This is a genomic window from Sphingobium sp. L-44, assembly GCF_056859495.1.
Window position 1 is genome coordinate 13,682 of the sequence record NZ_JBSXOQ010000122.1, and the last position, 26,188, is coordinate 39,869.

General features: G+C 64.5%; 19 protein-coding genes. 16 read left to right on the forward strand and 3 right to left on the reverse strand.

The genetic code is table 11. From position 1 onward, the window contains the following. Positions 1–113: 113 nt before the first annotated feature. Together AC13EK_RS23525 and AC13EK_RS23530 are read right to left on the reverse strand one after the other, a co-directional pair. Positions 114–1,430, reverse strand: a complete 1,317-nt coding sequence (locus AC13EK_RS23525; protein WP_069336060.1) for a sigma-54-dependent transcriptional regulator — start codon at positions 1,428–1,430, stop codon at positions 114–116. Next, positions 1,427–3,184 (reverse strand): sensor histidine kinase, encoded by a 1,758-nt coding sequence (locus tag AC13EK_RS23530; RefSeq protein ID WP_069336059.1) that lies wholly within the window; start codon positions 3,182–3,184, stop codon positions 1,427–1,429. Before AC13EK_RS23530 ends, AC13EK_RS23525 begins: the two co-directional genes overlap by 4 nt. Positions 3,185–3,440: 256 nt before the next feature. Here AC13EK_RS23530 and AC13EK_RS23535 point away from each other — a divergent pair, with 256 nt between their 5' ends. The 3 genes from AC13EK_RS23535 (at position 3,441) to mqo (ending at position 8,097) form a co-directional block, all read left to right on the forward strand. Then, complete coding sequence (locus AC13EK_RS23535) at positions 3,441–4,781, forward strand: dicarboxylate/amino acid:cation symporter (protein ID WP_069336058.1); 1,341 nt, start codon at positions 3,441–3,443, stop codon at positions 4,779–4,781. Positions 4,782–4,793: 12 nt separating this feature from the next. Then, on the forward strand, positions 4,794–6,275 hold the full coding sequence (locus AC13EK_RS23540; RefSeq protein ID WP_069336057.1) for an alginate export family protein: 1,482 nt from the start codon (positions 4,794–4,796) through the stop codon (positions 6,273–6,275). Between the two features lie 97 nt (positions 6,276–6,372). Next, positions 6,373–8,097 (forward strand): malate dehydrogenase (quinone), encoded by a 1,725-nt coding sequence (gene mqo / locus AC13EK_RS23545; RefSeq protein ID WP_069336072.1) that lies wholly within the window; start codon positions 6,373–6,375, stop codon positions 8,095–8,097. A gap of 57 nt (positions 8,098–8,154) precedes the next feature. On the opposite strand, the gene AC13EK_RS23550 is transcribed toward mqo, so the two are convergent. After that, positions 8,155–8,889, reverse strand: a complete 735-nt coding sequence (locus AC13EK_RS23550; RefSeq protein WP_069336056.1) for an SDR family NAD(P)-dependent oxidoreductase — start codon at positions 8,887–8,889, stop codon at positions 8,155–8,157. A gap of 136 nt (positions 8,890–9,025) precedes the next feature. Here AC13EK_RS23550 and AC13EK_RS23555 point away from each other — a divergent pair, with 136 nt between their 5' ends. From AC13EK_RS23555 to AC13EK_RS23615, 13 genes are all read left to right on the forward strand, one after another. After that, positions 9,026–9,931: a dihydrodipicolinate synthase family protein gene (locus tag AC13EK_RS23555; RefSeq protein WP_069336055.1), complete on the forward strand. Its 906-nt coding sequence runs from the start codon at positions 9,026–9,028 to the stop codon at positions 9,929–9,931. Next, positions 9,901–11,121, forward strand: a complete 1,221-nt coding sequence (locus AC13EK_RS23560; protein WP_234792000.1) for a mandelate racemase/muconate lactonizing enzyme family protein — start codon at positions 9,901–9,903, stop codon at positions 11,119–11,121. Before AC13EK_RS23555 ends, AC13EK_RS23560 begins: the two co-directional genes overlap by 31 nt. A 46-nt stretch (positions 11,122–11,167) precedes the next feature. Beyond that, positions 11,168–11,890: an IclR family transcriptional regulator gene (locus tag AC13EK_RS23565; RefSeq protein WP_069336054.1), complete on the forward strand. Its 723-nt coding sequence runs from the start codon at positions 11,168–11,170 to the stop codon at positions 11,888–11,890. Positions 11,891–12,059: 169 nt separating this feature from the next. Beyond that, the gene (locus tag AC13EK_RS23570) at positions 12,060–14,705 is read left to right on the forward strand and encodes a TonB-dependent receptor (protein ID WP_234791998.1); all 2,646 of its coding nucleotides are present in this window, start codon (positions 12,060–12,062) and stop codon (positions 14,703–14,705) included. A 7-nt stretch (positions 14,706–14,712) separates the two neighbouring features. Beyond that, a complete protein-coding gene (locus AC13EK_RS23575; RefSeq protein WP_483022407.1) occupies positions 14,713–15,663 on the forward strand; it encodes a 2-dehydro-3-deoxygalactonokinase in 951 nt (316 codons plus the stop codon). Continuing rightward, positions 15,660–16,895: an MFS transporter gene (locus tag AC13EK_RS23580; RefSeq protein ID WP_069336053.1), complete on the forward strand. Its 1,236-nt coding sequence runs from the start codon at positions 15,660–15,662 to the stop codon at positions 16,893–16,895. The genes AC13EK_RS23575 and AC13EK_RS23580 overlap by 4 nt, the downstream gene beginning before the upstream one ends. A 19-nt stretch (positions 16,896–16,914) precedes the next feature. Continuing rightward, entirely contained in the window at positions 16,915–18,336 is a 1,422-nt protein-coding gene (locus AC13EK_RS23585) for a BNR-4 repeat-containing protein (RefSeq protein WP_069336052.1), read from the forward strand. Positions 18,337–18,348: 12 nt separating this feature from the next. Then, positions 18,349–19,305, forward strand: coding sequence for an alpha/beta hydrolase (locus tag AC13EK_RS23590; protein WP_069336051.1), 957 nt, complete (start codon positions 18,349–18,351; stop codon positions 19,303–19,305). A 122-nt stretch (positions 19,306–19,427) separates the two neighbouring features. Next, complete coding sequence (locus AC13EK_RS23595; protein WP_069336050.1) at positions 19,428–21,647, forward strand: S9 family peptidase; 2,220 nt, start codon at positions 19,428–19,430, stop codon at positions 21,645–21,647. 157 nt (positions 21,648–21,804) lie between these two features. After that, positions 21,805–22,830, forward strand: coding sequence for an aspartate-semialdehyde dehydrogenase (locus tag AC13EK_RS23600; RefSeq protein WP_483022408.1), 1,026 nt, complete (start codon positions 21,805–21,807; stop codon positions 22,828–22,830). Positions 22,831–22,838: 8 nt separating this feature from the next. Beyond that, the gene (locus AC13EK_RS23605; protein ID WP_069336049.1) at positions 22,839–23,522 is read left to right on the forward strand and encodes a DUF2238 domain-containing protein; all 684 of its coding nucleotides are present in this window, start codon (positions 22,839–22,841) and stop codon (positions 23,520–23,522) included. Then, a complete protein-coding gene (locus AC13EK_RS23610; RefSeq protein WP_069336048.1) occupies positions 23,519–24,280 on the forward strand; it encodes an alpha/beta fold hydrolase in 762 nt (253 codons plus the stop codon). The genes AC13EK_RS23605 and AC13EK_RS23610 overlap by 4 nt, the downstream gene beginning before the upstream one ends. A 58-nt stretch (positions 24,281–24,338) precedes the next feature. Further along, positions 24,339–26,162, forward strand: a complete 1,824-nt coding sequence (locus AC13EK_RS23615) for a M2 family metallopeptidase (protein ID WP_483022409.1) — start codon at positions 24,339–24,341, stop codon at positions 26,160–26,162. The last annotated feature ends 26 nt before the right edge of the window (positions 26,163–26,188 follow it).

A 26,188-nucleotide genomic window follows, 5' to 3' on the forward strand; every position in this document is an offset into this window, starting at 1 on the left:
TTCTGACCTCCACGCCCTGCTCGGTCGCGCTGGAGGCTGCACCGCCTCTGTAAAAACATGTCCATGATGTTACAACATATCAAACATTCCATTTCTGTCATGTGGCCAGCGCCCTATCCATCCAGCCCGCGCAGCTTCCGCAGGTCGATCCCCAGCCGTCGGACCCGATAATAAAAGGTCTTGCGCGGCAGTCCGAGGCGTTCGATCGCCTGGCCCATGTCGCCGCCGGTCGCCTGGATCGCCTCGATGATCGCCATGCGTTCAAACGCATCCATGCGGGCGTCGAGCGGCAGCGTCGCGCCATCGGCAACCGGTTCCTGCTCCAGCCCCAGCGCCAGCCGTTCGGCCAGCCGCCCCAGTTCATGGACGTTGCCGGGCCAGTCATGGTCCAGCAGATGGGCCAGCACCGCGCGGCTGACCGGCGGCACCGCGCGGCGGAAGCGGCGCGCGGCGGCATCGAGCAGATGGGCGAAGATCAGTGGAATATCCTCGCGCCGTTCGCGCAGCGGCGGGATATGCAGCCGCACCGCCGCCAGCCGATAGAGCAAAGCCGGCTGGATCGCCGCCGCCTGGCCCTGCTGCGTCATGCAGCCGATCACGCGCAGGTCCACCGGCTGGGGTTCGCGCGCGCCGACCGGGCGAACCAGCCGGTCCTCCAGAAACTGGATCAGATGCGCCTGCAGCGCCGGTCCCGACTGGTCGACATCGTCCAGGAACAAGGTGCCCTGATGCGCGCGGGCCAGCCGCCCTTCAAGCGGCGCGCGCCCGGCCAGGCTTTCGCCATGCAGGCTGGTCTCCGCAATCGCATCGGGCACGGCGGCGCAGGCGATGCTGACGAACTGGGCGCTGGCGCGGCGGCTGCGCTGATGGATCATGCGGGCGACCAGTTCCTTGCCGGTGCCGGTCTCGCCCTCGACCAAAATGTCGATATTGGTGTCGGCCAGTGTCGCCACCATGTCACGCAGCCGCTCGATCGCCGGAGAATGGCCGATAAGCGGGGAGGCGACGGCGGTGTCGACCATCGCGCGCAGGCGGCGATTTTCGATCACCAGCAGCCTCTTCTCGCTCGCCCGCGCGACCGATGCCAGCAGGGCGTCGGGATTGAAGGGCTTGGTCAGGAAGTCCCAGGCGCCGGCCTTCAGCGCATCCACCGCCATCGGCACATCGCCATGGCCTGTGACCAGGATCACCGGCAGTTCCGCGTCGCGGGCATGGAGCGCCCGGAACAGGTCGATGCCCGACATGTGCGGCATCCGCACGTCGCTGACCACGACGCCGGGAAAGTCCGCATCGATCGCCGCCAGCGCGTCGGCGGCGCGGGCGAAGGCACGGACCTCATGGCCCGCCAGCGTCAGCGTCTGCGCCATGGCGGCGCGCAGGTCATCATCATCGTCGACCAGGGCGATCGGACGCGGGGGCATGTCGGTCATGCGCGTTGCAAACTCAGCTGGAAATGGGCGCCGACTTCGCTGGGCAGCAGGCGCAGCGATCCGCCCATGTCGGCCATGATGTCGCTGGCGATGACGAGGCCGAGCCCCAGGCCCGACGGGCGGCTGGTGACGAAGGGGGTGAAGAGCTGGCCCTGCACCGACGGATCGATGCCCGGCCCATTGTCGATCACCGACAGCAATATTGTCTCCGCATCGAGCGTGACCGATAGGCGGATCGTCGGCGCGGCCACGCCCTCCAGTGCTTCCAGCGCATTTTGCAGCAGATTGACCAGCACCTGTTCCAGCCGGATCGTGTCGGCCATCACGCGCAGATCGGCAGGCAGGTCCGGCAGGTGCAGGTCGACCCGCGCCAGCCGCGATTTGAGGATCAGCACGCTGCCCTCGATCGGCCCGGCGAGCGGAATGGCGTCGATCGCGCCGGTCGCCTTGCGGGAAAAACCGCGCAGTTCGGCCTTGACCTTGCCGATCCGGTCGGTCAGCCGTTCGATCGCCGCCATATTCTCGGCCGCCGCCTCGGCATCGCCGCGCTCGATCAGCAGCCGGCCATTGGCGGCATAGCTGCGGATCGCGGCGACCGGCTGGGCGGTTTCATGGGCGATGCCGGCGGTGATCTGGCCCAGCGATGCCAGGCGATTGGCCTGGCGCAGCCCTTCGCGCAACGTGTCGGCGCGCGTCTCGCTGGCGGCGCGTTCCTCCATCTCGCGGCGTAACTCATGGGTGCGGGCGGTGACCATCGCCTCCAGTTCGCTGGTGCGCGCGGCGGCCATGGCGGCCCGTTCGGCGCGGCGATGGGCGCGCTCGCGCAATATCCAGATGCCGCCGGCAAGCAGTAGCAGCAGCAAGAGGGTCGCCAGCCGCACCGTGCGCACGAAGCTTTCCACGCCATGCAGCGGCGTCAGCATGTTGAGCTGCCAGCCCGGTTCGCCGGCCGCAACCGATTGCCATAGCAGGCGCCGGCGCGGTTCGTCGGCGGGGCTGACGATCTGCCGCCCATCGGCATCGCCCATGCCCCTGAGCGGCACTGGCAGCAGCGAGCCGCGGCCGGACTGCAATTCGGCGCGAAAGCGCTGCTTGGCCTGCGCCGAGAGCGGATGGATGGTGGTGAAGCGCCAGTCGGGGCGGCTGGTGATCAGGATGATGCCCTCGCGACTGGTGATGAAGGTGATCTCACCGAGCCGCGCCCATTGCTGCTCGATCCCGTCAAATTCCAGCTTCACCACGACATAGCCGCCGCCGCGCGATCGCCGCGACAGATACATGCCGGGCCGCTCGCTGATCGTGCCGAGGGCGAATTGCGCGCCCGATCCATGCGCGGCGGCGAGCTTGAAATAATTGCGGAAGGAATAGTCCTGGCCGACGAAGCTGCGCTCGCTGCCCCAGTTGCTCGATGCGACGGTGCGCCCGGATGCGTCGAGCACATAGATTTGCGCCGCGCCGGTGGTGCGGGCAAGCGCCTGCAGCTTGCGGTCCAGCGCCCGCAGGGCGGTCTGTGATCCGGTGAGGCCCGCGACCAGATCGCTATCGTCGGACAGGGCGATGGGCAGCAGCCGGAACCGCTCGATCTCGCTCTTGAGATAGGCCTGCCGCAGGATCGCGGCGCCGCGCGTCTCCGCGCTCAGCCGGGCAATGGCATTGCGCTCGGCAACCTCGCCCGACAGCCAGAGCAGGCCGCTAGCCACGCCCAGGAACAGGGCGATCCACAGGATGCGATTCGGGAAGCGGGCGCTGTCCATAGCCCTGCATATCGCGCCGGCAGGCTATGTGCAAATTTTGGCACATCGCGCGATATTGGTGAGCAATTATATGCACTAAATGAACTGGCCGCAGGCATGGAAATCGTATTAATATATTGAGTTATAATGATTTAATTTCATTCCTCCTGCAATTTGTCGCGCATGGCTGACGGCTCGATACTGGTCCCCTCAATTCCCGACCCGCCCAACCAAGAAGGCGGGAAGGCTTTTGGCGAGGGCCAGAAAGATAACTGTCATGCAGATTTCCGATTTCCCCGACACGCCGGTCGCCCGGCGTCCCTGGTATTTTCATCTTTATGCGCAGGTGCTGCTGGCGATCATCGCCGGCGTGGCGCTCGGCCATTTCGCGCCGCATCTGGGGGAGGCGATGAAGCCGGTCGGCGACGCCTTCATCAAGGCGGTGAAGATGGTCATCGCCCCGGTCATCTTCCTGACGATCGTCACCGGCATTGCCGGCATGCGCGACATTGCCAGCGTCGGCCGGGTCGCGGGCAAGGCCTTTGCCTATTTCCTCTTCTTCTCCACCCTGGCGCTGGTCGTCGGCATGATCGTCGCCAATGTGGTGCGGCCGGGCGCGGGCCTCAATATCGATCCCGCCACGCTCGACGCCAGCAAGGTCAGCGAATATGCGGAAAAGGCGCATGACAGCACGCTGACCGGCTTTCTGACCGGCATCATCCCCGACAGTTTCCTGTCTGCCTTCGTCAGCGGCAATATCCTTCAGGTGCTGTTCGTCGCGATCCTGTTCGGGGTTGCGCTGGCGCTGATCGGCGATCGCGGCGCGCGCGTGCTCGACCTGCTCGAAGATGTCTCGACCGCCGTGTTCAAGCTGGTCGCCATCGTCATGAAGGCCGCGCCCGTCGGTGCGTTCGGCGCCATGGCCTTCACCATCGGCAAATATGGCGTCGGCACGCTCGCCAATCTCGCCTTCCTGGTCGGCACCTTCTACCTTACCTCGGCACTGTTTGTGGTCGTGATCCTGGGCCTGGTCGCCCGTGCCGCCGGCTTCTCGATCTTCGGCCTGATCCGTTACCTGAAGACCGAATTGCTGCTGGTGCTCGGCACCTCCTCGTCGGAAAGCGCGCTGCCGGCGCTGATCGAGAAGATGGAGCGGGCGGGCTGCCCCAAGTCGATCGTCGGCCTAGTCGTGCCGACCGGCTACAGCTTCAACCTCGACGGCACCAATATCTACATGACGCTGGCCGCGCTGTTCATCGCGCAGGCTACCGGTGTGGACCTGTCGATCGGCGACCAGATCCTGTTGTTGGGCGTCGCCATGCTCTCGTCCAAGGGCGCGGCGGGCGTGACCGGTGCCGGCTTCATCACGCTGGCGGCGACCCTCTCCATCGTCCCCTCCGTGCCTGTCGCCGGCATGGCCCTGATCCTGGGCGTCGACCGCTTCATGAGCGAATGCCGCAGCCTCACCAACTTCATCGGCAATGCGGTCGCGACGATCGTCGTGTCGCGTTGGGAAGGGAAGCTGGACCGGGCGCAATTGCAGGCCGCGATGCGGGGGCAGGGCGGGGTGCCGTACCCGGCGTCCCCGGCGCTCACCAACGCCGTCCCGGCGGAATGAGGCGCAGCCACCATGGTTCGTTTCTCCTGCGCGGCCACGCGCCGCCCCATCGCCGTCTCCGCTCTCACCCTGGCCACCCTGTTCGCCCGTCCCGCATGGGCCGACGCCATGCCCGCTGAACCCGCCAGCCTCTATCCCGCCGATGCCGTTGGCGAAGGATCGGTATCGGGCGGCTATGCCCTGTCGCGCTGGGCGGAGGACTGGCGCAGCAAGGCTGATCCGCAGCAGCGCGATGACCTGTTCGATCGCCTCAAATATCTGCCGCTTGACGATGATGGCGACATCTATCTGACGCTCAGCGGCGAGGCGCGGGTGCGGGTCAATTACACCACCAACCTCAACCTGCGGAACGCCGGCAGCCAGCGGCAGGACATCAACCGGCTGGTCGGTGGCGCCGACCTGCATGTCGGGCCGCATCTGCGCTTCTATGGCGAGATCGCCCATGGCGGCATTTCCGGCGACAATATCGGTGCGCCGTCGGGATCGCTGCGCAATGATCTGGTGCTGCTCCAGTCCTTTGCCGAACTGAAGGGCCGGGTCGCCGGCATGGACCTGGGCCTGCGCTATGGGCGGCAGGAATTTACCGACGGACCCAATCTGCTGACGTCGCAGCGCGACAATAATACGATCCGCTATGCGCTGAACGGCGTGCGGGCCTGGGCACGGACGGGATCGCTGCGCATCGACGCCTTCGATTTCAAGCCGACCGCACTGGGCAATGGCGGCATCGACGATGACAAGGTCGAGCAGGGGCGGCGCTTTTCCGGCTTCACCGCCGGCATCCGTTTGCCCGAAAAGGCGCTGGGCGGATCGGAACTCTATCTCGATCCCTTCTTCTGGCGGTTGCGCACCAGCGAAGCGCTCTGGGGCGGCGTGACCGGCCGGGTCGAGCGCTTCTATGCCGGCGCGCGCCTGTGGGGGGAGGTTGGCCCGGTCAATCTCGACTGGACCGTCAACCACCAGTTCGGCGATTTCGACGGTCGCGACATCAACGCCTGGCAGCTTTTCTTCAACCAGAGCTACAAGCTGCCGGGCGACCTGCCGATGGCGCCGCGCATCGGCTTCCACGCCGATTATGCCAGCGGCGGCGGCACGTTCGAGGGTGGCACGCTGAAGGCCGCTTACGCTCCCTTCGGCAATAATATCTATTACAGCTACCAGCTGTGCATGACGCCGACCAACCTCAAGACGCTGGCGCCCAGCCTGACCCTGTCGCCGCTCAAGGGTGTGAAGGCGACGATGGAATATCAGTTTGCCTGGCGCGCCGATGAAAATGATGCGGTCTATCGCGCCAACAAGTCGATCTTCGCCGGCACCCAATCGGTTCCCGGTCACAAGATCGGCGAATCCATCCGCGCACAGATCACATGGTCGATCACGCCGCGCCTGTCCTTTGTCGGGCGCTACGAGCATCTGGATGCAGGACCGGTGCTTAGCCGTGCTGGCTATGGCAACAGCGATTATCTGGCCGGCTGGCTGAGCTTCCGTTTCTGAAGGTGGATGGGGTGGTGCGCATGACCTGACGGACAAGATTGGCGAACGCGCATCCGGCCGCCCGGCCCCTTTCCACGCAGATTTGGAATCCACGATCATGACATCCTCCTCCAGTCCGGCGGCACCGCGCCGCCGGCCCCTGTTCAAGAAGATCCTCCTTACCCTCGCCATTCTCCTCCTGGTGCTGGCGATCGCCGCCACCGCCTTCCTGTTCCGTCCGATGGCCTCGCCCGCCGGCAAGGCGGCCGCCAATGACAAGCCGGTCGATGTGCTGGTGATCGGCGGCGGCATCATGGGCGTGACGCTGGCCACCTATCTCCAGGAAATGGAGCCGGACTGGCGGATCGACATCTATGAGCGGATGGACAAGGTCGCGCAGGAAAGCTCCAATGGCTGGAACAATGCCGGCACCGGCCATTCGGGCTTTGCCGAGCTGAACTATACGCCGGAGAAGGACGACGGATCGATCGCGACCGAAAAGGCCGTCGATATCGCCGAGCAGTTCGAGATTTCGCGCCAGTTCTGGTCGCATGAGGTCAGGCAGGGTCGCCTGCCCAAGCCGACCGACTTCATCAATGCGACGCCGCATATGAGCTTCGTCTGGGGCGACGACAATATCGCCTATCTGCACAAGCGCCGCGATGCGCTGGTCAAGAACCCGCTTTTCTACGGCATGCAATATTCGCAGAATCCCGCACAAATCCGCCGCTGGGCGCCGTTGGTGATGGAGGGACGCGACCCGAAGCAGAAGGTTGCGGCGACGTTCATGCCGCTCGGCACCGATGTCAATTTCGGTGTCATCACCACCCAGCTGACCCATGCGCTGACCCGCAATTCCAATTTCAACCTGCAGCTCGGCCATGAAGTCCGCGGCCTGCATCAGAATGCGGACAAGACCTGGAACGTTACCGTCCATGACCTCAAGAAGAACAGCGATGCCGTGGTGAAGGCGAAGTTCGTCTTCATCGGCGCGGGCGGCGCTTCGCTCAAGCTGCTGCAGATGTCGGGCATTCCGGAATCGAAAAACTATGCCGGCTTCCCGGTCGGCGGCCAGTTCCTGGCGTTCGAAGGGCCGGCCGCGACCAGCCGTCACAATGTGAAGGTCTATGGCAAGGCGGAGGCCGGATCGCCACCCATGTCGGTGCCGCATCTCGACGCGCGCAAACTGGATGGGAAGTCGGTGACCCTGTTCGGCCCGTTCGCGCTGCAGAGCACGAAGTTCCTGAAAAATGGCTCGTCGCTCGATCTGTTCGCTTCCATCTACAAGAATAATGTCGGCGGCATGATGAAGGTTGGCGCGGAAAATCTGGATCTGGTCCGCTATCTGGCGCAGCAGGCGACGTTGACCGATGCCCAGCGTCAGGCCGAACTGGTCAAATATTACCCCAATGCCAAGCGCGGCGACTGGAAGCTGATCACCGCAGGCCAGCGCGTGCAGGTGATCAAATATGATCCCAAGAAGGGCACGGTGCTGCAGTTCGGGACCGAAATCGTCACCGACAAGGATGCCAGCATCGCCGCGCTGCTGGGCGCCTCGCCCGGCGCTTCCACCTCGCCGGCGATCATGCTGGAAGTCATGCGCCGCGCCTTCCCGCAACAGATGGCGACCAGCTGGAAGCCCAAGGTGGCGGCGATGGTGCCCTCCTATGGACAGAAGCTCAACGCCAGCCCGGACCTCACCAACCGCATCCGTCGCATGACCAGCCAGACGCTAGGCCTGCCTTATGTCGAGGTGCCGGCGAGCCTCAATGGTGCGACGCCCGATGCCGGCGCCAAACTGCCGGCGAAGCGCAACCTCAATTCGGAACAGCAGGCGCTGTAACGACCGGACAGGGGAGAGGCTGGTGCGTGATCGCCAGCCTGTTCCCTGTCCCTCAGCCTATCGCCGAGTGATGCCCGCGCCGCCATCCACCGGGAACACGCCGCCGGTGATCCAGGCGGCTTCATCGGACGAAAGGAACAGCACCAGATTGGCGACATCCTCGACCGTGCCGAGCCGGCCGAGTGGATGGCGCAGGATGTTGGCGGCCAGCGCGGCCGCCGGATCGGGCTGGCGGTCGAAGGAGGCGCGCAGCATTGCCGTGTCGATCGAGGCCGGGGCGACGCAATTGGCGCGAATACCGTCGGCTGCGACGTCCAGCGCAAAGCCCTTCATGAAGGTTTCTAGGCCGCCCTTCGATGCGGCATAGGCGGCCAGGCTGGGCGCGCCCATGCGGGCATTGATCGAGGAAATGAAGACGAAATTGCCCCGGCCCGCGTCCTGCATGGCGGGGGCGAAGGCCTGGACCAGGCGGACTGCGCCACCGACATTCACGTCATAGATCGCATTGAAGGCTTGCGGTGAGGAGGCGAAGATGTCCGCCTGTTCGGTCGCGGCGCCGGCATGGACGATGATGTCCGGCGGCCCAAGCCGTGCCAGCAGGTCGGCCGCGCCCTGCGCAATGCCGGCGTCGTCGGCCAGGTCGCACATCCATGCCTCGTCCCCCGCATAGGGGGCGATCCGGTCCATGGCGACGACATGGGCGCCCTCCGCCTTGAAGCGGGCGCAAATGGCCGCGCCGATGCCGCCGGCGGCACCGGTGACGAGAGCGATCTTACCGGACAGGCGGGGCATATCTTCTCCATTCGTATTTATAAAAGCAACATATCATCTAGAGATGTGCTCGCAATGGCATAATTCTGACAATGCTAGATTGACGTGTTGCTAAATGAGCGATAATTGAAATGGAAACAGGAGAGGAAGGGGTTCCATGAAGGTCAGTGGCGTATATCCGGTTCTGCCCACGCCGTTCGATGCGTCGGGCGCTATCGACGATAGCGGCATGGATGCGATTGTCGATTTCGTCGTCGATTGCGGTGTCGATGGCGCAGTCTTTCCGGGCCTCGCCAGCGAATATGACATGCTCTCGCTCGATGAGCGGATCGGCCTCATTACCCGGATCGCCACGCGCATCGATGGCCGCATCGGCTTCATCATCGGCGGGTCCAGCCCGGACGTCGAGGAAAGCCTGGCGCTGATCCGTGCGGGCAAGGCGGCGGGTGCCGTCGGCGCGATGGTGATGACGCCGGGCGCGCTGGCCGGCGACAATGACGCACTCGCCGCCCATTATCGCACGCTCGGCGAGGTCGGCCTGCCGCTGATGCTGCAGAACGCGCCCCGGCCGATGGGGGCGGGCCTGAGCGCCGAGGATGTCATCGCCGTGGTCGGCGCCGTCCCCGCCATCCACTGGGTCAAGGAAGAGAATATGCCGTGCGGCCAGCGGATCAGTGCGATCCGCGCCGCCGCGCCAGAGCATTTGCTGGGCGTGTTCGGCGGGGCCGGTGGCCGCTACATCACCGACGAACTGGCGCGCGGTGCGATCGGCACCATGCCGGCGGCCGAACTGCCCGAGGCGCATGTCGCGCTGATGGCCGCCCATCTGGCCGGCGACGGCGATGCGGTGCGCGCCCATTATGAACGGATGCTGCCGCTGCTGATGATGCAGGCAGTGTTCCGCTGGCGCCTGACCAAGGAAGTGTTGCGTCGGCGCGGCCTGATCGCCGACGCCTTCACCCGCGCGCCCGGCCCGGAACTGGACGAAGGCGACCAGCGCGAGCTTGACCGCATCCTCGCGCGGATCGACGATTGGACCGGTATCGGCGTGGTGCAGGGCTGAAGGATATGGGCGCGATGGGCGATGTGATCGAGCGGCTGGACGTCTTCACCGTCACCATACCTCGCGATGTGCCGTATCTGGGCGCATTGGGGCCGGGCGAGGAAGTGAATGCCGCCGGCTATATCGTCCGGCGCCGCAATGGCACCATCTATCCGACGGTCGACCGATCGGTGGTGGTGCGCGCCACCAGCCGGTCGGGACTGGTCGGCTGGGGCGAAACCTATGGCCTGGTCGCGCCGGGGGCGATCCACGAGCTGGTCGACAATGTCATCGCGCCAATCCTGGTCGGTCGATCGGCCCATGATGTCGAGGTGATCTGGGAAGATCTTTACGACCTGATGCGGGTGCGCGGCTATCAGGGCGGCTTCTGGCTGGATGCGATGGCGGCGGTCGACATCGCGCTGTGGGATATCCATGCCCGCGCCGTCGGCCTGCCGCTCTGCCGCGTGCTGGGCGGGCAGCGGCGCGAGACCATTCCGGCCTATGTCTCCGGACTGCCCGAACCGACATTGGAGGCGCGCTGTGCGCTGGCGAAGCGCTTCGTCGACCAAGGGTTCGACGCGATCAAGTTTGCCGGCGTGGTCAGCTTTGACGGGATCGAGGCGGAAGCGAAGGCGTTGCGCGCGGCGATCGGCCCGGACGTCAAGCTGATGGTGGATCTTCACTGGATGTATTCGGCGGCCGAGGCAGTGGCGCTCATCCGCCGGCTGGAACCGCATGACCTCTATTTCGCCGAAGCGCCGGTCAAGCCCGAGGATGTGGCGGGGCTGGCCGATGTCGCCGCCCGCGTCGCAACGCCGATCGCCGCGGGCGAGGAATGGCGCAGCGTGTTCGACGCCCGGCCAAGACTGGAAGCGCGCGCGGTATCGATCGTGCAGCCCGAAATGGGCCATACCGGCATCACCCAGTTCATGCGCATCGCCCGGCTGGCGGAGGCGCATCATGTCCGGGTGATGCCGCATGCGACCATCGGCGTCGGCATCTTCGCGGCGGCCAGCCTGCATGCCGCCGCAGCGGTGCGCGACCTGCCCTATCATGAATATCAGCATTCGATCCTGCCGCGTTCGGCACAATTGCTCGACGGGCGCCTGTCCTGCACGGCCGGCGCCTTCGCCTTGCCCGAAGGGCCGGGGCTGGGGGTGGCGCCGAACGCGGCCTTCTGGAAACATGTAACGCGGGGGCGGCAATGAAAGATCTGGGCTGGCTAAAAGCCGTGGTCGGACGCTAGAAACGGCCATGCGCACGAAAATCAACGCCCAGCCCAACCAGAGCCTGATCGACGGGATCACCACGCTTCAGGCGCTCGCTTCCTCGCCCGAGCCGATCGGCTGTCGCGAACTGGCGCGACAGCTGGATTCCGATCCGACCAAGATCAACCGCCTGCTCAAGACGCTCGCCTATCTGGGCATCGCGCGTCAGACCGCGAACCGCAAATATACCGCCGGGCCGGGCATGCATGTGCTGGCGGCGCAGAGCCTGTTCGCGTCCGGCCTGATCCGTCGCGCCCTGCCGGAACTGGAGCAACTGCGCCGCTATGGCCATACGGTGGCGATGGGCGTGCTGTGGAACGACAGCGTCTCCTATCTCTTCCACGCCCCGCCGGGGATTGAGGCGTCGCGCGGCCTGGGGCGCATCGGCCTGTTGCCGGCAACCACCAGCGGCATCGGCATCGCCCTGCTCGCGGAACTGGAGGATGCCGATGTGCGCGAACTCTATGACGGGCGCGACATTCCGATGTTCCCGGACGGCATCGACAGCCTGCTCGCCAAGCTGAGCGAGGTTCGTGCGCTGGGCTATGCGCGCGTCCATGTGGCGGATGAGCGCGACCATCATATCGTGTCCGTGTCGATGGGCGATCCGGTCCATGCCGGCATTGCCATGTCGGGCTGGATTCCTGAGGGGGCGACGGCGCCGCTGGTCGAGGCCCTGCGTGAGGCGGCGCAGCGCATCGGAGAGTAGGTGTTGCTTCATGTGATACAAATATGCCGCGATATCGATTTTACTCCGCAAAATTGGCCAATTAAATCGATATAGAAGCAACAAATTTCAGATTTCGGGATTGACACGTCGCTAATTGTGCAACAATTTCCCTCTCAGAAGCACAATGCTCGCACAGGAGGGGATGAAGATGCGCAAGGTAGCAAAATGCGCGAGCCTGTTGGTACTGGCCACCACGGCCGCGTTTCCGACGATCGTAGCCGCCCAGGACACCGCAGAGCCGCAGCCCGCCCAGGCGGCCGACGGCGCGGTCGCCGATATCGTCGTCACCGGCATTCGCCAGAGCCTGAGCAAGGGTATCGAGACCAAGCGCCAGGCTGTCACCTTCGTTGACTCGATCGTGGCCGAAGATGTCGGCAAGCTGCCCGACCAGAATATCGCGGAATCGCTCCAGCGCGTATCGGGCGTGCAAATCCGCCGCTCGCTGGGCGATGGCACCAGCGTCTCGATCCGCGGCCTGCGTCAGAACCGGACCGAGGTGAATGGGCGCTCGCTGGTCAGCCCCTTTGGTCGTGGTCCCGGCGTGCCGGCCGATGCCGATTTCAATCCGCTGTCGCTTTATCCCGCCGAACTGATCAGCCGCCTGGAAGTCACCAAGCTGCTGTCGGCCGACCAGATTGACGGGTCGCTGGGCGGCACGGTCAACATCATCACCCGCAAGCCGCTCGACGCGCCGAACACGATGGTCGCCGGCCGGATCGAGGGTAGCTATGCCGACATGCTCGACCGCAAGGGTGTCAGCGGTTCGCTGCTCTATTCGCGCAATTTCGATGACCGGTTCGGCGTGCTGGTGAATGTGACTGCGTCCGACCGGCCGATCCAGGAAGACAGCTTCAACAGCTTCGCCGGCTTCCTGCCGCTGACCGGCGCGTTCGACCCCAATGGCGATGGCGTGGCCGACAATGATCCCAATGGCGACGGTCTGGCCGGCACCTATATCGCCGACCTTCGCTATCAGCGGCTGCGCGAACGCCGCAAGCGACTGGGCGCCAATGTCGTGCTGCAATGGCGACCCACCGACGAACTGGAGCTGTCGCTGGACACCGTCTATGCCGCCGGCAAGGCCAAACGCCGACGCAACTGGTTCGCCGTCGCGCTGACCAGCAATGGCGCGGACTATGTCGACTACAGCTTCTCGCCCAATGAGGTGCTGGTCGCGGGCACGGTTCGCCGGCCGCTGCAGGGCAATGACGAGCGGCTGACGATCAAGGATGACTCGCTCTCCAGCGCGCTCAACCTGCGTTATGAGAAGGGGCCGTGGACGATCAAGGCAGAGGGCAGCTATTCGGACGCCCAGCTCAATTACAACCAGACCTATGTCCGCACCCAGACGCGGGCATCCTACCTGACCTCGTTCGATTTCACCGGCGGCGGTGTGCCGCAACTGACCCTGCCGTCGGGCGTCGACCTGCTCGATCCGTCGCTCTACAATTATTCCAACTTCTTCGATAACCGCTTTGAATCCAATGCGAAGGAATATGCCGGCCGGGTCGATCTGCGCTATGCGATCGAAAGCGGCGTGCTGGACTCCTTCGAGGTCGGCGGCCGTATCGCCAAGCTCAAGACCGCGCGCAATTCGCTGCTGTCACAGCTCACCTCCTCGGTCCGCCTGACCGATCGGGATGCGGCGCTCTATGAGGTCGGCAGCTTCCCCGATCTGCTCGGTGGCAAGGCGCCCTTCGCCCAATCCTATCTGGTCGGCAATCCGTTCGGCACCGGCGCGGACTTTGCCTGCGAGGCGATATTGGGCAGTTGCACGCCGCGCGTGCTGGACCCCACCGCCTCCTACAAGCTCGATGAAGTCACCAAGGCGGGCTATGTGAAGCTCAATCTGAAGGGTGACCTGGGCAGCATTCCCTTCTCCGGCAATATCGGCCTGCGTTACACCCGCACCGACCGTGATGCGGTGTCCGCGCTGCGCCGCGCCGACGGCACGTTCCAGCCGGTCACCGCCTCGCCCTCCTATGAGGACTGGCTGCCGAGCGCGGTGCTGAAATTCGACCTGACCGACAAGCTGGTGGCCCGTGTCGGTGCGGCCAAGGTCGTCGGCCTGCCGGACTCGCAGGATCTGAGCCCCGGCTTGCTGCTCAACCGCATCGTCTACACCGGGACCGGCGGCAATCCGAACCTCAAACCCTTCCGCGCGGATCAGTATGACGTGTCGCTGGAATGGTATTTCCGCCAGGGCTCGGCGCTGACGGTCGGCCTTTTCTACAAGGATATCGGCTCCTTCCTGACCACCCGCTCGACCTTCGAGGATGTGCCGGGCGAGGCCCAGCAATTCCTGGTCACGCGCAAGGTCAATGGCGAGGGCGGCAAGCTCAAGGGCGCGGAAGTGATGCTGCAGTTGCCGTTCAACTTCCTCGATGGCTTTGTCAGCGGCTTCGGCATTCTGGCGAACTACAGCTATATCGACAGCAGCACGCCGTTCGTGAATGCCCGCACCGGCGCTACCCTGCCACTGGAAGGGCTGTCCAAGCATAATGCCAATCTGGTCGGCTATTATGAAAAGGATGGGTTCGGCCTGCGCGTCGCCTATAATTATCGCTCGGGCTATCTCGACAGCGTGACGGCGGGCGGCGAAGGCTCCTTCTTCAAGCCCTATGAGACGATCGACGCATCGATCCGCTATGATTTTGGCGCCTTTGGTATCTATGCCGAGGCCGGCAACCTGACCAACGAGAAGCAGATCCGCTATACCGGCGCGCCCGAAGCGATCGCTCTATATGCCGAGCAGGGCCGCCGCTTCGCCATCGGCGCCAACTTCAAGTTCTGAGGACGGGATGAACATGCTGATCGCGGGCGATTGGGGATCAAGCAACATGCGCCTCCACCTGTGCCGGGTGGAGGAGGGGCGGCTGATCCCGGTCGAGACGGTGCGTGGCAAGGGTGCCAAGGATGTGGCCGATCATGAAACCGCCTTCCGCGCGGCGGCAGGGGACTGGATCGATCGTCATGGTCCGATGCCGGTGCTGTTGTCGGGCATGATCGGGTCGACCATCGGTTGGCGCGAGGCGGCCTATCTGCCTTGCCCGGCCGGACCGGAGGCGATGGCCGGCGCGCTGCTGCGGTTCGAGGCGGCAGGATGCCCGGATGCGATCGTGCCGGGCCTGTCCTGCCGCAACATCTTCGGCCAGCCCGATGTGATGCGCGGCGAGGAAGTGCAATTGTTCGGCTGGCTGGCGGGCGTGGCGGATGATGATGCCGAACGGCTGATCTGCCTGCCGGGCACCCATGCCAAATGGGCGCGGACACAGGGACGGACGGTGCTGGATTTCGTTACCTCGATGCAGCGGGAAATGCGCGAGTTGCTGCTTGCCTATGGCCTGCTCGGTCGGTCGCTGGCAAAGCCCTATGATCCGGCCGCGCCGACCGACATCGCCGCCTTCGATGTCGGTGCCGGGCTGGTGGTCGATGATCCGACCTTGGCGATCGAGCATGGATTGTTCGCGCTGCGCAGCCGTATCCTGATGGGCGAACTGACCAGCGACGCCGCGCCTTCCTTCCTTTCCGGATTGATGATCGGTGCGGAGGTCCGCGACGCGGTCGCTGCCCATCGTGCGCGGGGTATGGCGGTGGACAGCATCGTGCTGGTCGGCGCGGAACTGCTGGTCGATCTTTACGGCCGGGTCTGCGAGCGTCTGGGGATCGTTACCGACAAGGCGGCGGGTGACGGCACCGCACTCGCCGGCCTGTCGGCGATCGCCGCGCGCATGGAGGCGGCGGCCGCATGATCGAGGGGAAGGCCCGCAAGATCAGATGGGCGATCCTGGCGATGCTGTTCGCCTCGACCGTGATCAACTATCTCGACCGGCAGGCGCTCTCGATCCTGGCGACGACGGTGCAGCAAGACCTGCATATGGATGACATCGCCTATGCGCGCGTCGTCCAGGCTTTCCTGATTGCCTATACCTTCGCCTATCTGATGGCCGGCCGGGTGACCGACTGGCTGGGCACGCGCCTGTCTTTGGCGCTGTTCGTGGGCTGGTGGTCGCTGGCGAACCTGCTGACCGGCTTCGTCCGGTCGGCAGGGGAACTAGGCGCGACGCGCTTCGCGCTGGGGCTGGGCGAGGCGGGCAATTATACCGCCGGCCCCAAGGCGGTTTCGGAACATTTTCCACCCAGGGAACGCGGCATTGCGCTTGGCATCTATACGGCCGGCGCGATGATCGGCGCAACGCTGGCGCCACCGCTGATCGCCGGCATCGCGCTGCATTTCGGCTGGCGCGCGGCGTTCATCGCCACCGGCGCGGCGGGCCTTGCTTGGCTGGTCGTCTGGCTGACAATCTATCCGCGCAGCGCGCCGGAAGCCAAGGAAGAGCGGATCAGCGAAGGCGCGCTGTGGGGCCGTATCCTGCGCGACCGGTCGGTCTGGCTGCTCGCCGGCGCCCGCGCGGTCGCCGATCCGGTCTGGTATTTCTACCTCTTCTGGTTCCCCAAATATCTGACCGATATCTATGGCCTGACCCTGATCGCGGTCGCCTCCATGGCGTGGATCGTCTATCTCGCGGCCGACCTTGGCAGCATTGGGGGCGGCTTCTTCTCCAGCCGGTTGATCGCGCGCGGCGTGGCGCCGGCAACCAGCCGCATCATCGTGATGGGCGCGGCCGCGCTGGTGGCGCCACTGGGCGCGATCGCGGCCAGCCATCCGGCCCTGCCGATCCTGTTCGCGCTCGCCTCTGCCGTGGCCTTCGCCCATCTGGTGTTCCAGATCAACATCAGCACGCTGATCGTCGATCTCTACCCCACCCGCATCGTCGCCACCGTGTTCGGCGTGGTGGCGGCGGGCAGCGGGCTTGGCGGCCTGCTGTCGACCCAGTTGGTCGGCCAGCTTGTGGCAGGCGGCGCGTTCGAGCGCAGCTTCCTCTTGATGGCGCTGCTCCATCCGATCGCCTTTCTGCTTGCTTTCCTGGCGCTGCGCAGCGCGCGCCGATCCAAGGGGGAAGGCCAACTCGTCCACGCATAACAACAAGTGGGAGAGGAAGATGAAGCGTTTCTATGGACTGGCAGGGGGACTGGCCCTTGCCGGAACGGCGTCGGCCGCGCTGCTGCTGAGCAATACGGCCACCACGGGCGGCGCCAGCGGATCGACCAGCGCTATTGCCAACTGGGTTAGCCTTGGCAGCCCGCTCCAGGCGACGGCGGAAGAGCCCATGGCCGCCGCGCTCGCTGCCAGCATCAGCGTCGAGCGGGTGCCGCGCGACGCGGACTCCTCCAACCAGGCCGCCTGGTGGGTGCCGATCGCGCTGGCCCCCGACGGCACGCTCTATGTCGCCTTCGACAGTCCGCCCGCCTCCGGCGCGGCCGGCAGTCACGAGATCAAGATCGGCAAGCGCGACACGAGCGGCATCTGGACCTTCGCCGTGCTGCGCAATCCCGATGGCACGGTCTGGACCGAGGCGGACGATATCGGCCACAAGCAGCCGACCATCGCGGTCGACGGCGCGGGCGTGCTGCATGTCTGGGCCGACATGCACAATCTGTCGGACGGCATGCGCTATTTCCGCGCCGATGCGCCCGGTGGCATGAGCTTCACCCGCCAGACCGATATTCCGGCGACTGGCCTCTACACCTATCCGGTCGCCAAGCGGGCGCCCAATGGCGACGTCTATCTGATGATCCGCAGCTACGACGCGGCGACCTATGATGGCGAGGGCGAACTGTATCGCTGGGCCATGTCGGGCGGCAGCGGCGCTTGGAGCCATGTCGGCACCTTTGCCGCCGCCAATGATGCGGTCGTCTATCCGGACGACATGACATTCGGCAGCGACGGCAGCGTCCATCTGCTGTGGGAATGGGCCAAGTCGCTGCCCCGGTCGCTGCGTCATTATGGCAGCTATCTGCGCTACTCGCCGACCGGCGGCGGCTGGAGCTATGCCGATGGCACGGCGGCGATGCTGCCGGTGGGCCTCGCCAATGCCAAGCTCTTCTTCCTGCCGCTCCAGTCGGGCGAGGTCTTCACCACCGACCAGACGCTCAAGGGACTGCAGAGCGCCAAGCTGGCGCTCGACGATTATAACCAGCCGACCATCGCCTATCGCTATCGCCCGACCGATGGCAGCGGGGACGCCAATTTCGATGTGTGGCGCGTGCGCTGGAGCGGCACCGGCTGGACCAGCCGGGAAAAAATCTACGCCGCCAGCAACAATGTGCCCGCGGCGCTGGGCATATCGCGCACGGCGGCGCAGGTCCGCGTCTATTTCGCCACCACCGGCGAAGGGCTGCGCCAGGGGCTGAAGACATCGACGGCGTCGGGCTGGACGATCACCGACCTCGCCCCCGGCAAGGCGATAACCCGGCTTGCCACGGTGCCGCTGTCGGCCGACACCGACATCATCTATGGCGCCGCGCCGACCGATGTGAACAGCACCACCGGCAGCGTCTATCTGACGCAGGTCACGAACTGAAAGGGAGACGGGATGATCGGCAGTCGACGCGAATTTCTGGCGGCGGTGGCAAGTTCACCGTTGTTCGGCCGCTTTTCCGCGGCCACCGACGAGCCGACGCAGATCATCCCGCTCTGGCCCGATGGCGTGCCGGGCGGCAAGATACCGGCCATCACCGAAGTGGTGGACGACCAGATCGACACGCTGGGCTATCGCTACCGCGTCGGCATCCATGTGACGCGGCCGACCCTGTCCTGGTTCGCGGCGGCCAAGCCGACTGGCGCGGCAGTGCTGATCATTCCGGGTGGCGGCTATTCGCGGGTAGGCATCGACCGGGAAGGCTATGAATGCGCGCGCTGGATGGCTGACATGGGTATCCATGCCTTCGTCCTGCGCTATCGCCTGCCGGCCGATCGCTGGGCGGCGGGGGCAGATGTCGCGTTGCAGGATGCGCAACGGGCGATGCGACTGATCCGGGCCGGGCGCAGCGGCGGCTGGACCGTCGATCCGCAAAGGGTGCTGGTGCTGGGCGGGTCGGCCGGTGGTCATCTGGCCGGGAGCCTGTGCATGCGGCCCAATGACCGCATCTATCCGATGGCGGAGAGCGCGGACCATCTGTCGGCCCGGCCGGACGGGGCGATCCTGCTCTATCCGGTGGTGACGATGGCCGGCGCCACCAATGGCGGCAGCCGAAGGTCGCTGATCGGCGACGATCCGACCGACGCGCAAATAGCTGCCTATTCGCTGGACAAGATCGTGGCGTCGACCACGCCGCCGATGATCCTTTTCCATTCTGTCCATGACCGCACCGTGCCGGTCGACCAGTCGCTGACCTTGTTCGGGGCGGTGCGGGCCGCGCAGGGGGCGATCGACATGCATTTGTTCGACGAAGGCAGTCATGGCGTCGGCCTGCGCGGCGACCCGGCCCAGCCCTTTGCTGACTGGCCGACAATCGCGCGCAAATGGCAGGTGCGGAATGGACTGGTCTGAGTGTCAGGGAGTCCGGTGGAAGGGGGACATATTCTTCCAACCGATTGATCTTTTCCGTCGCATCGCGCTAAGCCCGGCCGATATTGTGGTGCCCGATCGGGTGCTGCCCGGAAAGGATGAGCATGTCCCCATATCTGAAGGCCGGCGCTGCGTTGGGCGCCTTGCTGCTGTTTCCCGTCACAGCCGCGCAGGCGCAGCAAAAGCTGACGCTGGAGCGGGTGTTCGCAAGCCCCGACCTCGCCGGCCCGCAGCCGCGTGCGCTCAAGCTCTCGCCCGACGGCAAGCTGGTGACCCTGCTCAAGCCGCGTGCTGACGAGAAGGAGCGCCTCGACCTCTGGGCAATCGACACCGCAACCGGCGCCGAGCGCATGCTGGTCGATTCGAAAAAGACCGGCAGCGGTGCGGAACTGAGCGAAGCGGAAAAGATGCAGCGCGAGCGCGACCGTTCGGTCGCCGGCAGCACCGGTATCACCAGCTATGACTGGTCGCCCGATGGCAAGACCATCCTGGTGCCGGTCGATGGCGATCTCTATCTTGCCGCGCTCGACGGCAAGGTCACCCGTCTCACCGACACGCCGGACGGCGAACTCAACGGCGTGGTCAGCCCCAAGGGCGGATTCGTGTCCTTCGTGCGTGGCGGCAATTTGTTCGTGCAGCCGATGAACGGCAGCGAGAAGCAACTGACCCAGGGCGCCAGCGATACGGTCAACTGGGGCGTGTCCGAATTCGTCGCGCAGGAGGAAATGGATCGGCGCACCGGCTATTGGTGGTCACCGACCGACGCGATGATCGCGGTCGCGCGGGTTGATGAAAGCCCGGTCGGGATTGTCACCCGCACCGCGATTGGCGGGGAGGGCACCAAGGTCTATCAGCAGCGCTATCCGGCCGCCGGTACCCCCAATGCGATCGTCGACCTTTTCGTCATGAAGGCGGACGGCTCGGGCCAGATCCAGGTCGATCTCGGCGCAGACAAGAACGTCTATCTCGCCCGCGTCGACTGGTCGAAGGATGGCAAGACCCTCTATGTCCAGCGCGAAAGCCGGGATCAGCAGCGGCTTGACCTGCTCGCGGTCGATCCCGCGACCGGCAAGGCGAAGGTCGTCCTCACCGAAACGTCGAAAAGCTGGATCAACCTCAGCAATAATTTCACGCCGCTGAGCGACGGCAGCTTCCTGTGGTGGTCGGAAAAGACCGGCCATGGCCATCTCTATCATGTGCGGGGCGGCAAATGGACCGCGCTGACCAGCGGCGAGTGGGAAGTGCGCGACATTGTCGGTGTGGATGAGGGCAAGGGCCTGGTCTATTTCACCGGCAATCGCGACACGCCGCTGGAGCAGCAGCTCTATGTCGCATCGCTGGCCAAGACCGGCCCGCTCAAGGCGCTTACCGCCAAGGGTTGGTGGAACGACGCGGTGATGGACGGCGCGGCCAGCCGGATCGTCGTCACCCGCCAGAATGCCGACCAGCCCAAGCAGGTCTATCTGGCCGACAGCGGCGGCAAACAGTTGCAATGGATTTCGGAAAATGCGCTGAAGGGCGATCATCCCTACGCGCCCTATCTGGCGAGCCACGCCAGGACCGTGTTCGGCACCGTCAAGGCGGCCGATGGCAGCACCCTCTACACCAAGATGCTGACCCCGCCGATGCAGCCGGGCAAGCGCTATCCGGTGTTCATGATCCATTATGGCGGTCCGGGTGCCGGGCGCCAGGTGACCAACACATGGAGTGGCGCGCTGAACCAATATCTGGTCGACCAGGGCTGGATCGTCTTCTCGATCGACAATCGCGGCACGCCCGATCGCGGCAAGGCATTCGAGGACCAGATCCATCGCGCCATGGGCACGGTCGAGGTCGACGATCAGTTGAAGGGCGTCGAATGGCTCAAGGCCCAGCCCTTCGTCGATCCCGAGCGGATCGCCACCTATGGCTGGTCCTACGGCGGCTATATGTCGCTCAAGCTGGCGGAAAAGGCGCCGGGTACGTTCGCCGCGATCGTCTCGGGCGCGCCGGTGACGAAGTGGGAGTTTTACGACACTCATTATACCGAACGCTATCTGGGCCAGCCGCAGGACAAGCCGAGCGCCTATCCGGGCTCCGATGCGGTCGATGAGGCAGTGAAGATAAAGGATCCGCTGCTGCTGATCCACGGCATGTCGGATGACAATGTCGTGTTCGACAATTCGACCGCGCTGATGGCGAAGATGCAGGGCGCGGCCGTGCCGTTCGAACTGATGGTCTATCCGGGGCAGACACACCGCGTCGGCGGGCCGAAGATCAGCGTTCACCTCTGGACCACGATCGAGAATTTCCTGCGCGATCAGGGTGTCGATCCGGCCAAGTGAAGGCCGGGCGTAGAGAGTAACGGATGGGTGGCGTCAATCGTGCTGACGCCACCTCCCACCCCGTGACTATCGCTGGCAATAGCCCTTCTTTCTGGACAAATCGCGCCACTGCGCTATGCGCCACCCCGCAATACTGCATGGAGTGGAGTGTTAAGTCATGGGTTATAAGGTCGTCGTCGTTGGTGCCACCGGTAATGTGGGCCGCGAGATGCTGACCATTCTCGCCGAACGCGAATTCCCGATTGACGAGATCGCGGCGGTTGCATCGCCCCGGTCGCAGGGCACCGAAATTGATTTCGGTGACACCGGCAAGACACTCAAATGCAAAAATATTGAACATTTCGATTTCACCGGCTGGGACATCGCCCTGTTCGCGGCCGGCTCCGGCCCGACCGCCGAATATGCGCCCAAGGCGGCGGCGGCCGGCTGCGTCGTGATCGACAATTCGTCGCTCTATCGCATGGACCCGGACGTGCCGCTGATCGTGCCCGAAGTGAACCCGGACGCGATCGACGGCTATGTGAAGAAGAACATCATCGCCAACCCCAACTGCTCGACCGCGCAGATGGTCGTGGCGCTGAAGCCCTTGCATGACGCCGCCAAGATCAAGCGCGTCGTCGTCGCCACCTACCAGTCGGTGTCGGGCGCCGGCAAGGAAGGCATGGACGAGCTGTTCGAGCAGTCGCGGAACATCTTCGTCGGCGATCCGGCCGAGCCGAAGAAGTTCACCAAGCAGATCGCCTTCAACGTGATCCCGCACATCGACGTCTTCCTGGACGATGGTTCGACCAAGGAAGAATGGAAGATGGTCGCGGAAACCAAGAAGATCCTCGATCCCAAGATCAAGCTGACCGCGACCTGCGTGCGTGTGCCGGTGTTCGTCGGCCATAGCGAAGCGATCAACATCGAGTTCGAGAATGAGATCTCGGCGAAGGAAGCGCAGGACATCCTGCGTGAGGCGCCGGGCATCATGCTGGTCGATAAGCGCGAGGACGGTGGCTACATCACGCCGATTGAATGCGTCGGCGATTTCGCGACCTTCATCAGCCGCGTGCGTGAGGATTCGACCATCGAGAACGGCATCAACCTGTGGTGCGTCAGCGACAATCTGCGCAAGGGCGCGGCGCTGAACGCGGTGCAGATCGCCGAACTGCTGGGCCGTCGCCACCTCAAGAAGGACTGAGCCCGAAGATGATCTCCGGCGCTGTCGCGGCATGGAAGGCCCTTCCTGTCGCTCAGCGCCGGATGATCGCCACCTTGTTGGTGGCGATCGGGTTGGCCAACGTCGCGCAGCCCTTTCCCGACCTTGCGCCGTTGCAGCATGGGCCGACCTTGCTGCTGACGTTTGCCACGCCCTGGCTGCTGCGGCGCTGGCCGCTTTCAAGCCGCTCGGTCGGCTGCATCTGGCTGTTCCTGCTGCTCCACACCTTCGGCGCGCGCTGGATCTATTCCTATGTGCCCTATGATGATTGGGCGCGAATGCTCAGCGGCCATGATATTTCCGGCCTCCTCGGCCTCCATCGCAATGCCTATGACCGGCTGGTCCATTTCGCCTTCGGGGCGCTGCTGACGGGGCCGGTGGCGGAGGTCGTGCGACGCAAGGGCGGCTTGCGCCATGGCTGGAGCCTGGCCTTCGCCTTTGCCGCGGTCGGCCTTGGCAGTGCGCTTTACGAGATATTCGAATGGCTGCTGACGGTGATCGCCGCCGGCGAGACCGCCGACTATTATAATGGCCAGCAGGGCGATGTGTGGGATCCGCAGAAGGACATGGCCGCCGCCCAGGTCGGCAGCGCCCTTGCCCTGATCGCGCTCTTGCGCGGGCGCGGCGGAGATCCTATCGGCGAGACCCCACGCCCCGAAGGACCAGTGCAATGACCGACCTGCAGATCGAACGCCATGATATCAAGGGCCTGGGCGGCCTGCCGATTGCGGTGCATGTCGTGGGAGAGGGACGCGACCTGGTGCTGATCCATGGCTATTTCTCCAATGCCTGGACCAACTGGATCCGCTACGGCCATGCCGCCAAGCTGGTGGAGGCAGGTTTCCGCCTGATCATGCCGGACCTGCGCGGTCATGGCGAAAGCGGCAAGCCTCATGACGCAGCGGCCTATCCGGCCGATGCGCTGACCGACGACAATCTGGCGCTGGTCGAGCAGATGGGGCTGACCGACTATGATCTGGGCGGTTACTCGCTGGGCGCGCGCACGACCGTGCGGATGCTGGCGCGCGGCGCGACTCCGCGCCGGGTGATCCTGGCCGGCATGGGTCTGCGCGGGCTGACCAGGACACTTGACAAGGGCGGCTATTACAAGAAGGTGCTGACCAATCTGGGCACGTTCGAGCGCGGCACGTCGGAATGGATGACCGAGGCGTTCCTCAAGACCACCAAGGGCGATCCGGTGGCGATGCTGCATATCCTCAACACCTTCGTCGACACGGACGAGGCGACGATTGCCGGTTTCCAGCAGCCGACCGAAGTGATCTGCGGCGCCGACGACCAGGACAACGGCATCGCGCAGGAACTGGTCGATGCACTGCCCAACGGCCGCTATGTCGAGATTCCGGGCAATCATATGAACGCCGTCACCCGCAATGAGCTGGGCCAGGCGATGGTCGATTTCCTGACCGCTTGACTGTCTCGCCCGCCTAATCCACCTTGGCCCCATAAGAAGACCTGAGGGGCCAAGTTCCATGAAAATCGCCATTTCGATCGCCGCGCTTGCGGCTGCCCTTGTTGCATCGCCGGTGCTGGCGCAGCAGGCGCCGACCGCGCAGCAGCCGACCGCTGCCGAAGCCGAAGCCTTCCTGACCAAGGCGGAGAAGGCGCTGTTCGATCAGTCGCTGATCAGCAGCCGGGCCGCCTGGATCAACGCGACCTACATCACCGACGATACCGACGCGCTCGCTTCCTATTTCGGCGCGATCGATACGACGATGCGGGTCGACTATGCGCTGGAGGCGGCAAAGTTCGCGACCGCGCCGGGCCTGACCGAGGAAACCAAGCGTCGCCTGACGCTGCTGCGCACGGCGCTGACCTTGCCCGCGCCGACCACGCCGGGCGCCTCGCAGGAACTCAATGACCTCGCGACCAAGCTGCAGTCCACCTATGGCAAGGGCAAGGGTACGCTCAACGGCCAGCCGATCAACGGCAGCGATATCGAAGAGAAAATGGGCACGGACCGCAACCCGGACGAGCTCAAGGAAATGTGGGTCAGCTGGCACGACAATGTCGGCGCGCCGATGCGCGGCGACTATGCCAAGTTGGTGACGATCGCCAACCAGGGCGCTAAGGAACTGGGCTTTGCCGATACCGGCGCGATGTGGCGGTCCAAATATGACATGCCGGCTGACGACTTCGCCAAGCTGACCGACAAGATCTGGGCCGAGGTGAAGCCGCTCTACGATGATCTGCACTGCTATACCCGCACCAAGCTCAACGAGAAATATGGCGATGCCGTTCAGGCCAAGACCGGGCCGATCCGCGCCGATCTGCTTGGCAATATGTGGGCGCAGGAATGGGGTAATATCTATGATATCGTCGCGCCCGCCGGTGCCGGTGACTTGGGCTATGACATCACCGACCTGCTGACGGCCAAGAATTACGATCCGATCAAGATGGTGAAGACGGGCGAAGGCTTCTACAGCTCGCTCGGCTTTGCGCCGCTGCCCCAGACCTTCTGGGATCGTTCGCAGATTACCAAGCCGCGCGACCGCGAAGTGATCTGCCATGCCTCCGCCTGGGATCTGGATAACAGGGACGATATCCGGATCAAGATGTGTACCAAGGTGAATGGCGACGATTTCGTCACCATCCATCATGAGCTGGGCCATAATTATTACCAGCGCGCCTATAATATCCAGAAGCCGCTCTATCTCGATGGCGCCAATGATGGCTTCCACGAGGCAATCGGTGACTTCATCGCGCTCTCGATCACGCCGGACTATCTGGTGAAGATCGGCCTGCTCGATCCCGCCAAGGTGCCGGGCACCGACAAGGATCTGGGTCTGTTGCTGCGCCAAGCGATGGACAAGGTCGCCTTCCTTCCGTTCGGCCTGCTTATCGACAAATGGCGCTGGGGCGTGTTCGACGGATCGATCCCGGAATCCAAATATGAGTCGGCCTGGACCGACCTGCGCCGTCAGTATCAGGGCATCGTTCCGCCGGTGTCCCGTGACGAGACGAAGTTCGATGCCGGCGCGAAATTCCATATTCCAGGCAATACGCCCTATACCCGTTATTTCCTGGCACGCGTGCTGCAGTTCCAATTCTATGAGGCGGCCTGCCGCCAGTCCGGCTGGAAGGGACCGCTCCATCGCTGCTCCTTCTATGGAAACAAGGCCGTAGGCGAGAAACTTGATGCCATGTTGAAGATGGGTGCATCCAAGCCCTGGTCCGATGCGCTGCAGGCCTTCACCGGCAGCCGCGAGATGTCGGGCAAGGCGCTGGTCAATTATTTCGCGCCGCTTCAGACATGGTTGAAGACGCAGAATAAGGGCAAGTCCTGCGGCTGGTAAGTCGCCGTAAAAATTGGTAAATGGCC

Bases quoted from the DNA above. Each gene is read 5' to 3' on its own strand.
- AC13EK_RS23565 (WP_069336054.1), top strand. From the start codon at position 11,168: ATGCGCACGAAAATCAACGCCCAGCCCAACCAGAGCCTGATCGACGGG.
- AC13EK_RS23590 (WP_069336051.1), top strand. From the start codon at position 18,349: ATGATCGGCAGTCGACGCGAATTTCTGGCGGCGGTGGCAAGTTCACCG.
- AC13EK_RS23615 (WP_483022409.1), top strand. From the start codon at position 24,339: ATGAAAATCGCCATTTCGATCGCCGCGCTTGCGGCTGCCCTTGTTGCA.
- AC13EK_RS23575 (WP_483022407.1), top strand. From the start codon at position 14,713: ATGAACATGCTGATCGCGGGCGATTGGGGATCAAGCAACATGCGCCTC.
- AC13EK_RS23570 (WP_234791998.1), top strand. From the start codon at position 12,060: ATGCGCAAGGTAGCAAAATGCGCGAGCCTGTTGGTACTGGCCACCACG.
- AC13EK_RS23580 (WP_069336053.1), top strand. From the start codon at position 15,660: ATGATCGAGGGGAAGGCCCGCAAGATCAGATGGGCGATCCTGGCGATG.
- mqo (WP_069336072.1), top strand. From the start codon at position 6,373: ATGACATCCTCCTCCAGTCCGGCGGCACCGCGCCGCCGGCCCCTGTTC.
- AC13EK_RS23605 (WP_069336049.1), top strand. From the start codon at position 22,839: ATGATCTCCGGCGCTGTCGCGGCATGGAAGGCCCTTCCTGTCGCTCAG.
- AC13EK_RS23540 (WP_069336057.1), top strand. From the start codon at position 4,794: ATGGTTCGTTTCTCCTGCGCGGCCACGCGCCGCCCCATCGCCGTCTCC.
- AC13EK_RS23555 (WP_069336055.1), top strand. From the start codon at position 9,026: ATGAAGGTCAGTGGCGTATATCCGGTTCTGCCCACGCCGTTCGATGCG.
- AC13EK_RS23610 (WP_069336048.1), top strand. From the start codon at position 23,519: ATGACCGACCTGCAGATCGAACGCCATGATATCAAGGGCCTGGGCGGC.
- AC13EK_RS23530 (WP_069336059.1), bottom strand. From the start codon at position 3,184: ATGGACAGCGCCCGCTTCCCGAATCGCATCCTGTGGATCGCCCTGTTC.
- AC13EK_RS23585 (WP_069336052.1), top strand. From the start codon at position 16,915: ATGAAGCGTTTCTATGGACTGGCAGGGGGACTGGCCCTTGCCGGAACG.
- AC13EK_RS23595 (WP_069336050.1), top strand. From the start codon at position 19,428: ATGTCCCCATATCTGAAGGCCGGCGCTGCGTTGGGCGCCTTGCTGCTG.
- AC13EK_RS23600 (WP_483022408.1), top strand. From the start codon at position 21,805: ATGGGTTATAAGGTCGTCGTCGTTGGTGCCACCGGTAATGTGGGCCGC.
- AC13EK_RS23535 (WP_069336058.1), top strand. From the start codon at position 3,441: ATGCAGATTTCCGATTTCCCCGACACGCCGGTCGCCCGGCGTCCCTGG.
- AC13EK_RS23550 (WP_069336056.1), bottom strand. From the start codon at position 8,889: ATGCCCCGCCTGTCCGGTAAGATCGCTCTCGTCACCGGTGCCGCCGGC.
- AC13EK_RS23525 (WP_069336060.1), bottom strand. From the start codon at position 1,430: ATGACCGACATGCCCCCGCGTCCGATCGCCCTGGTCGACGATGATGAT.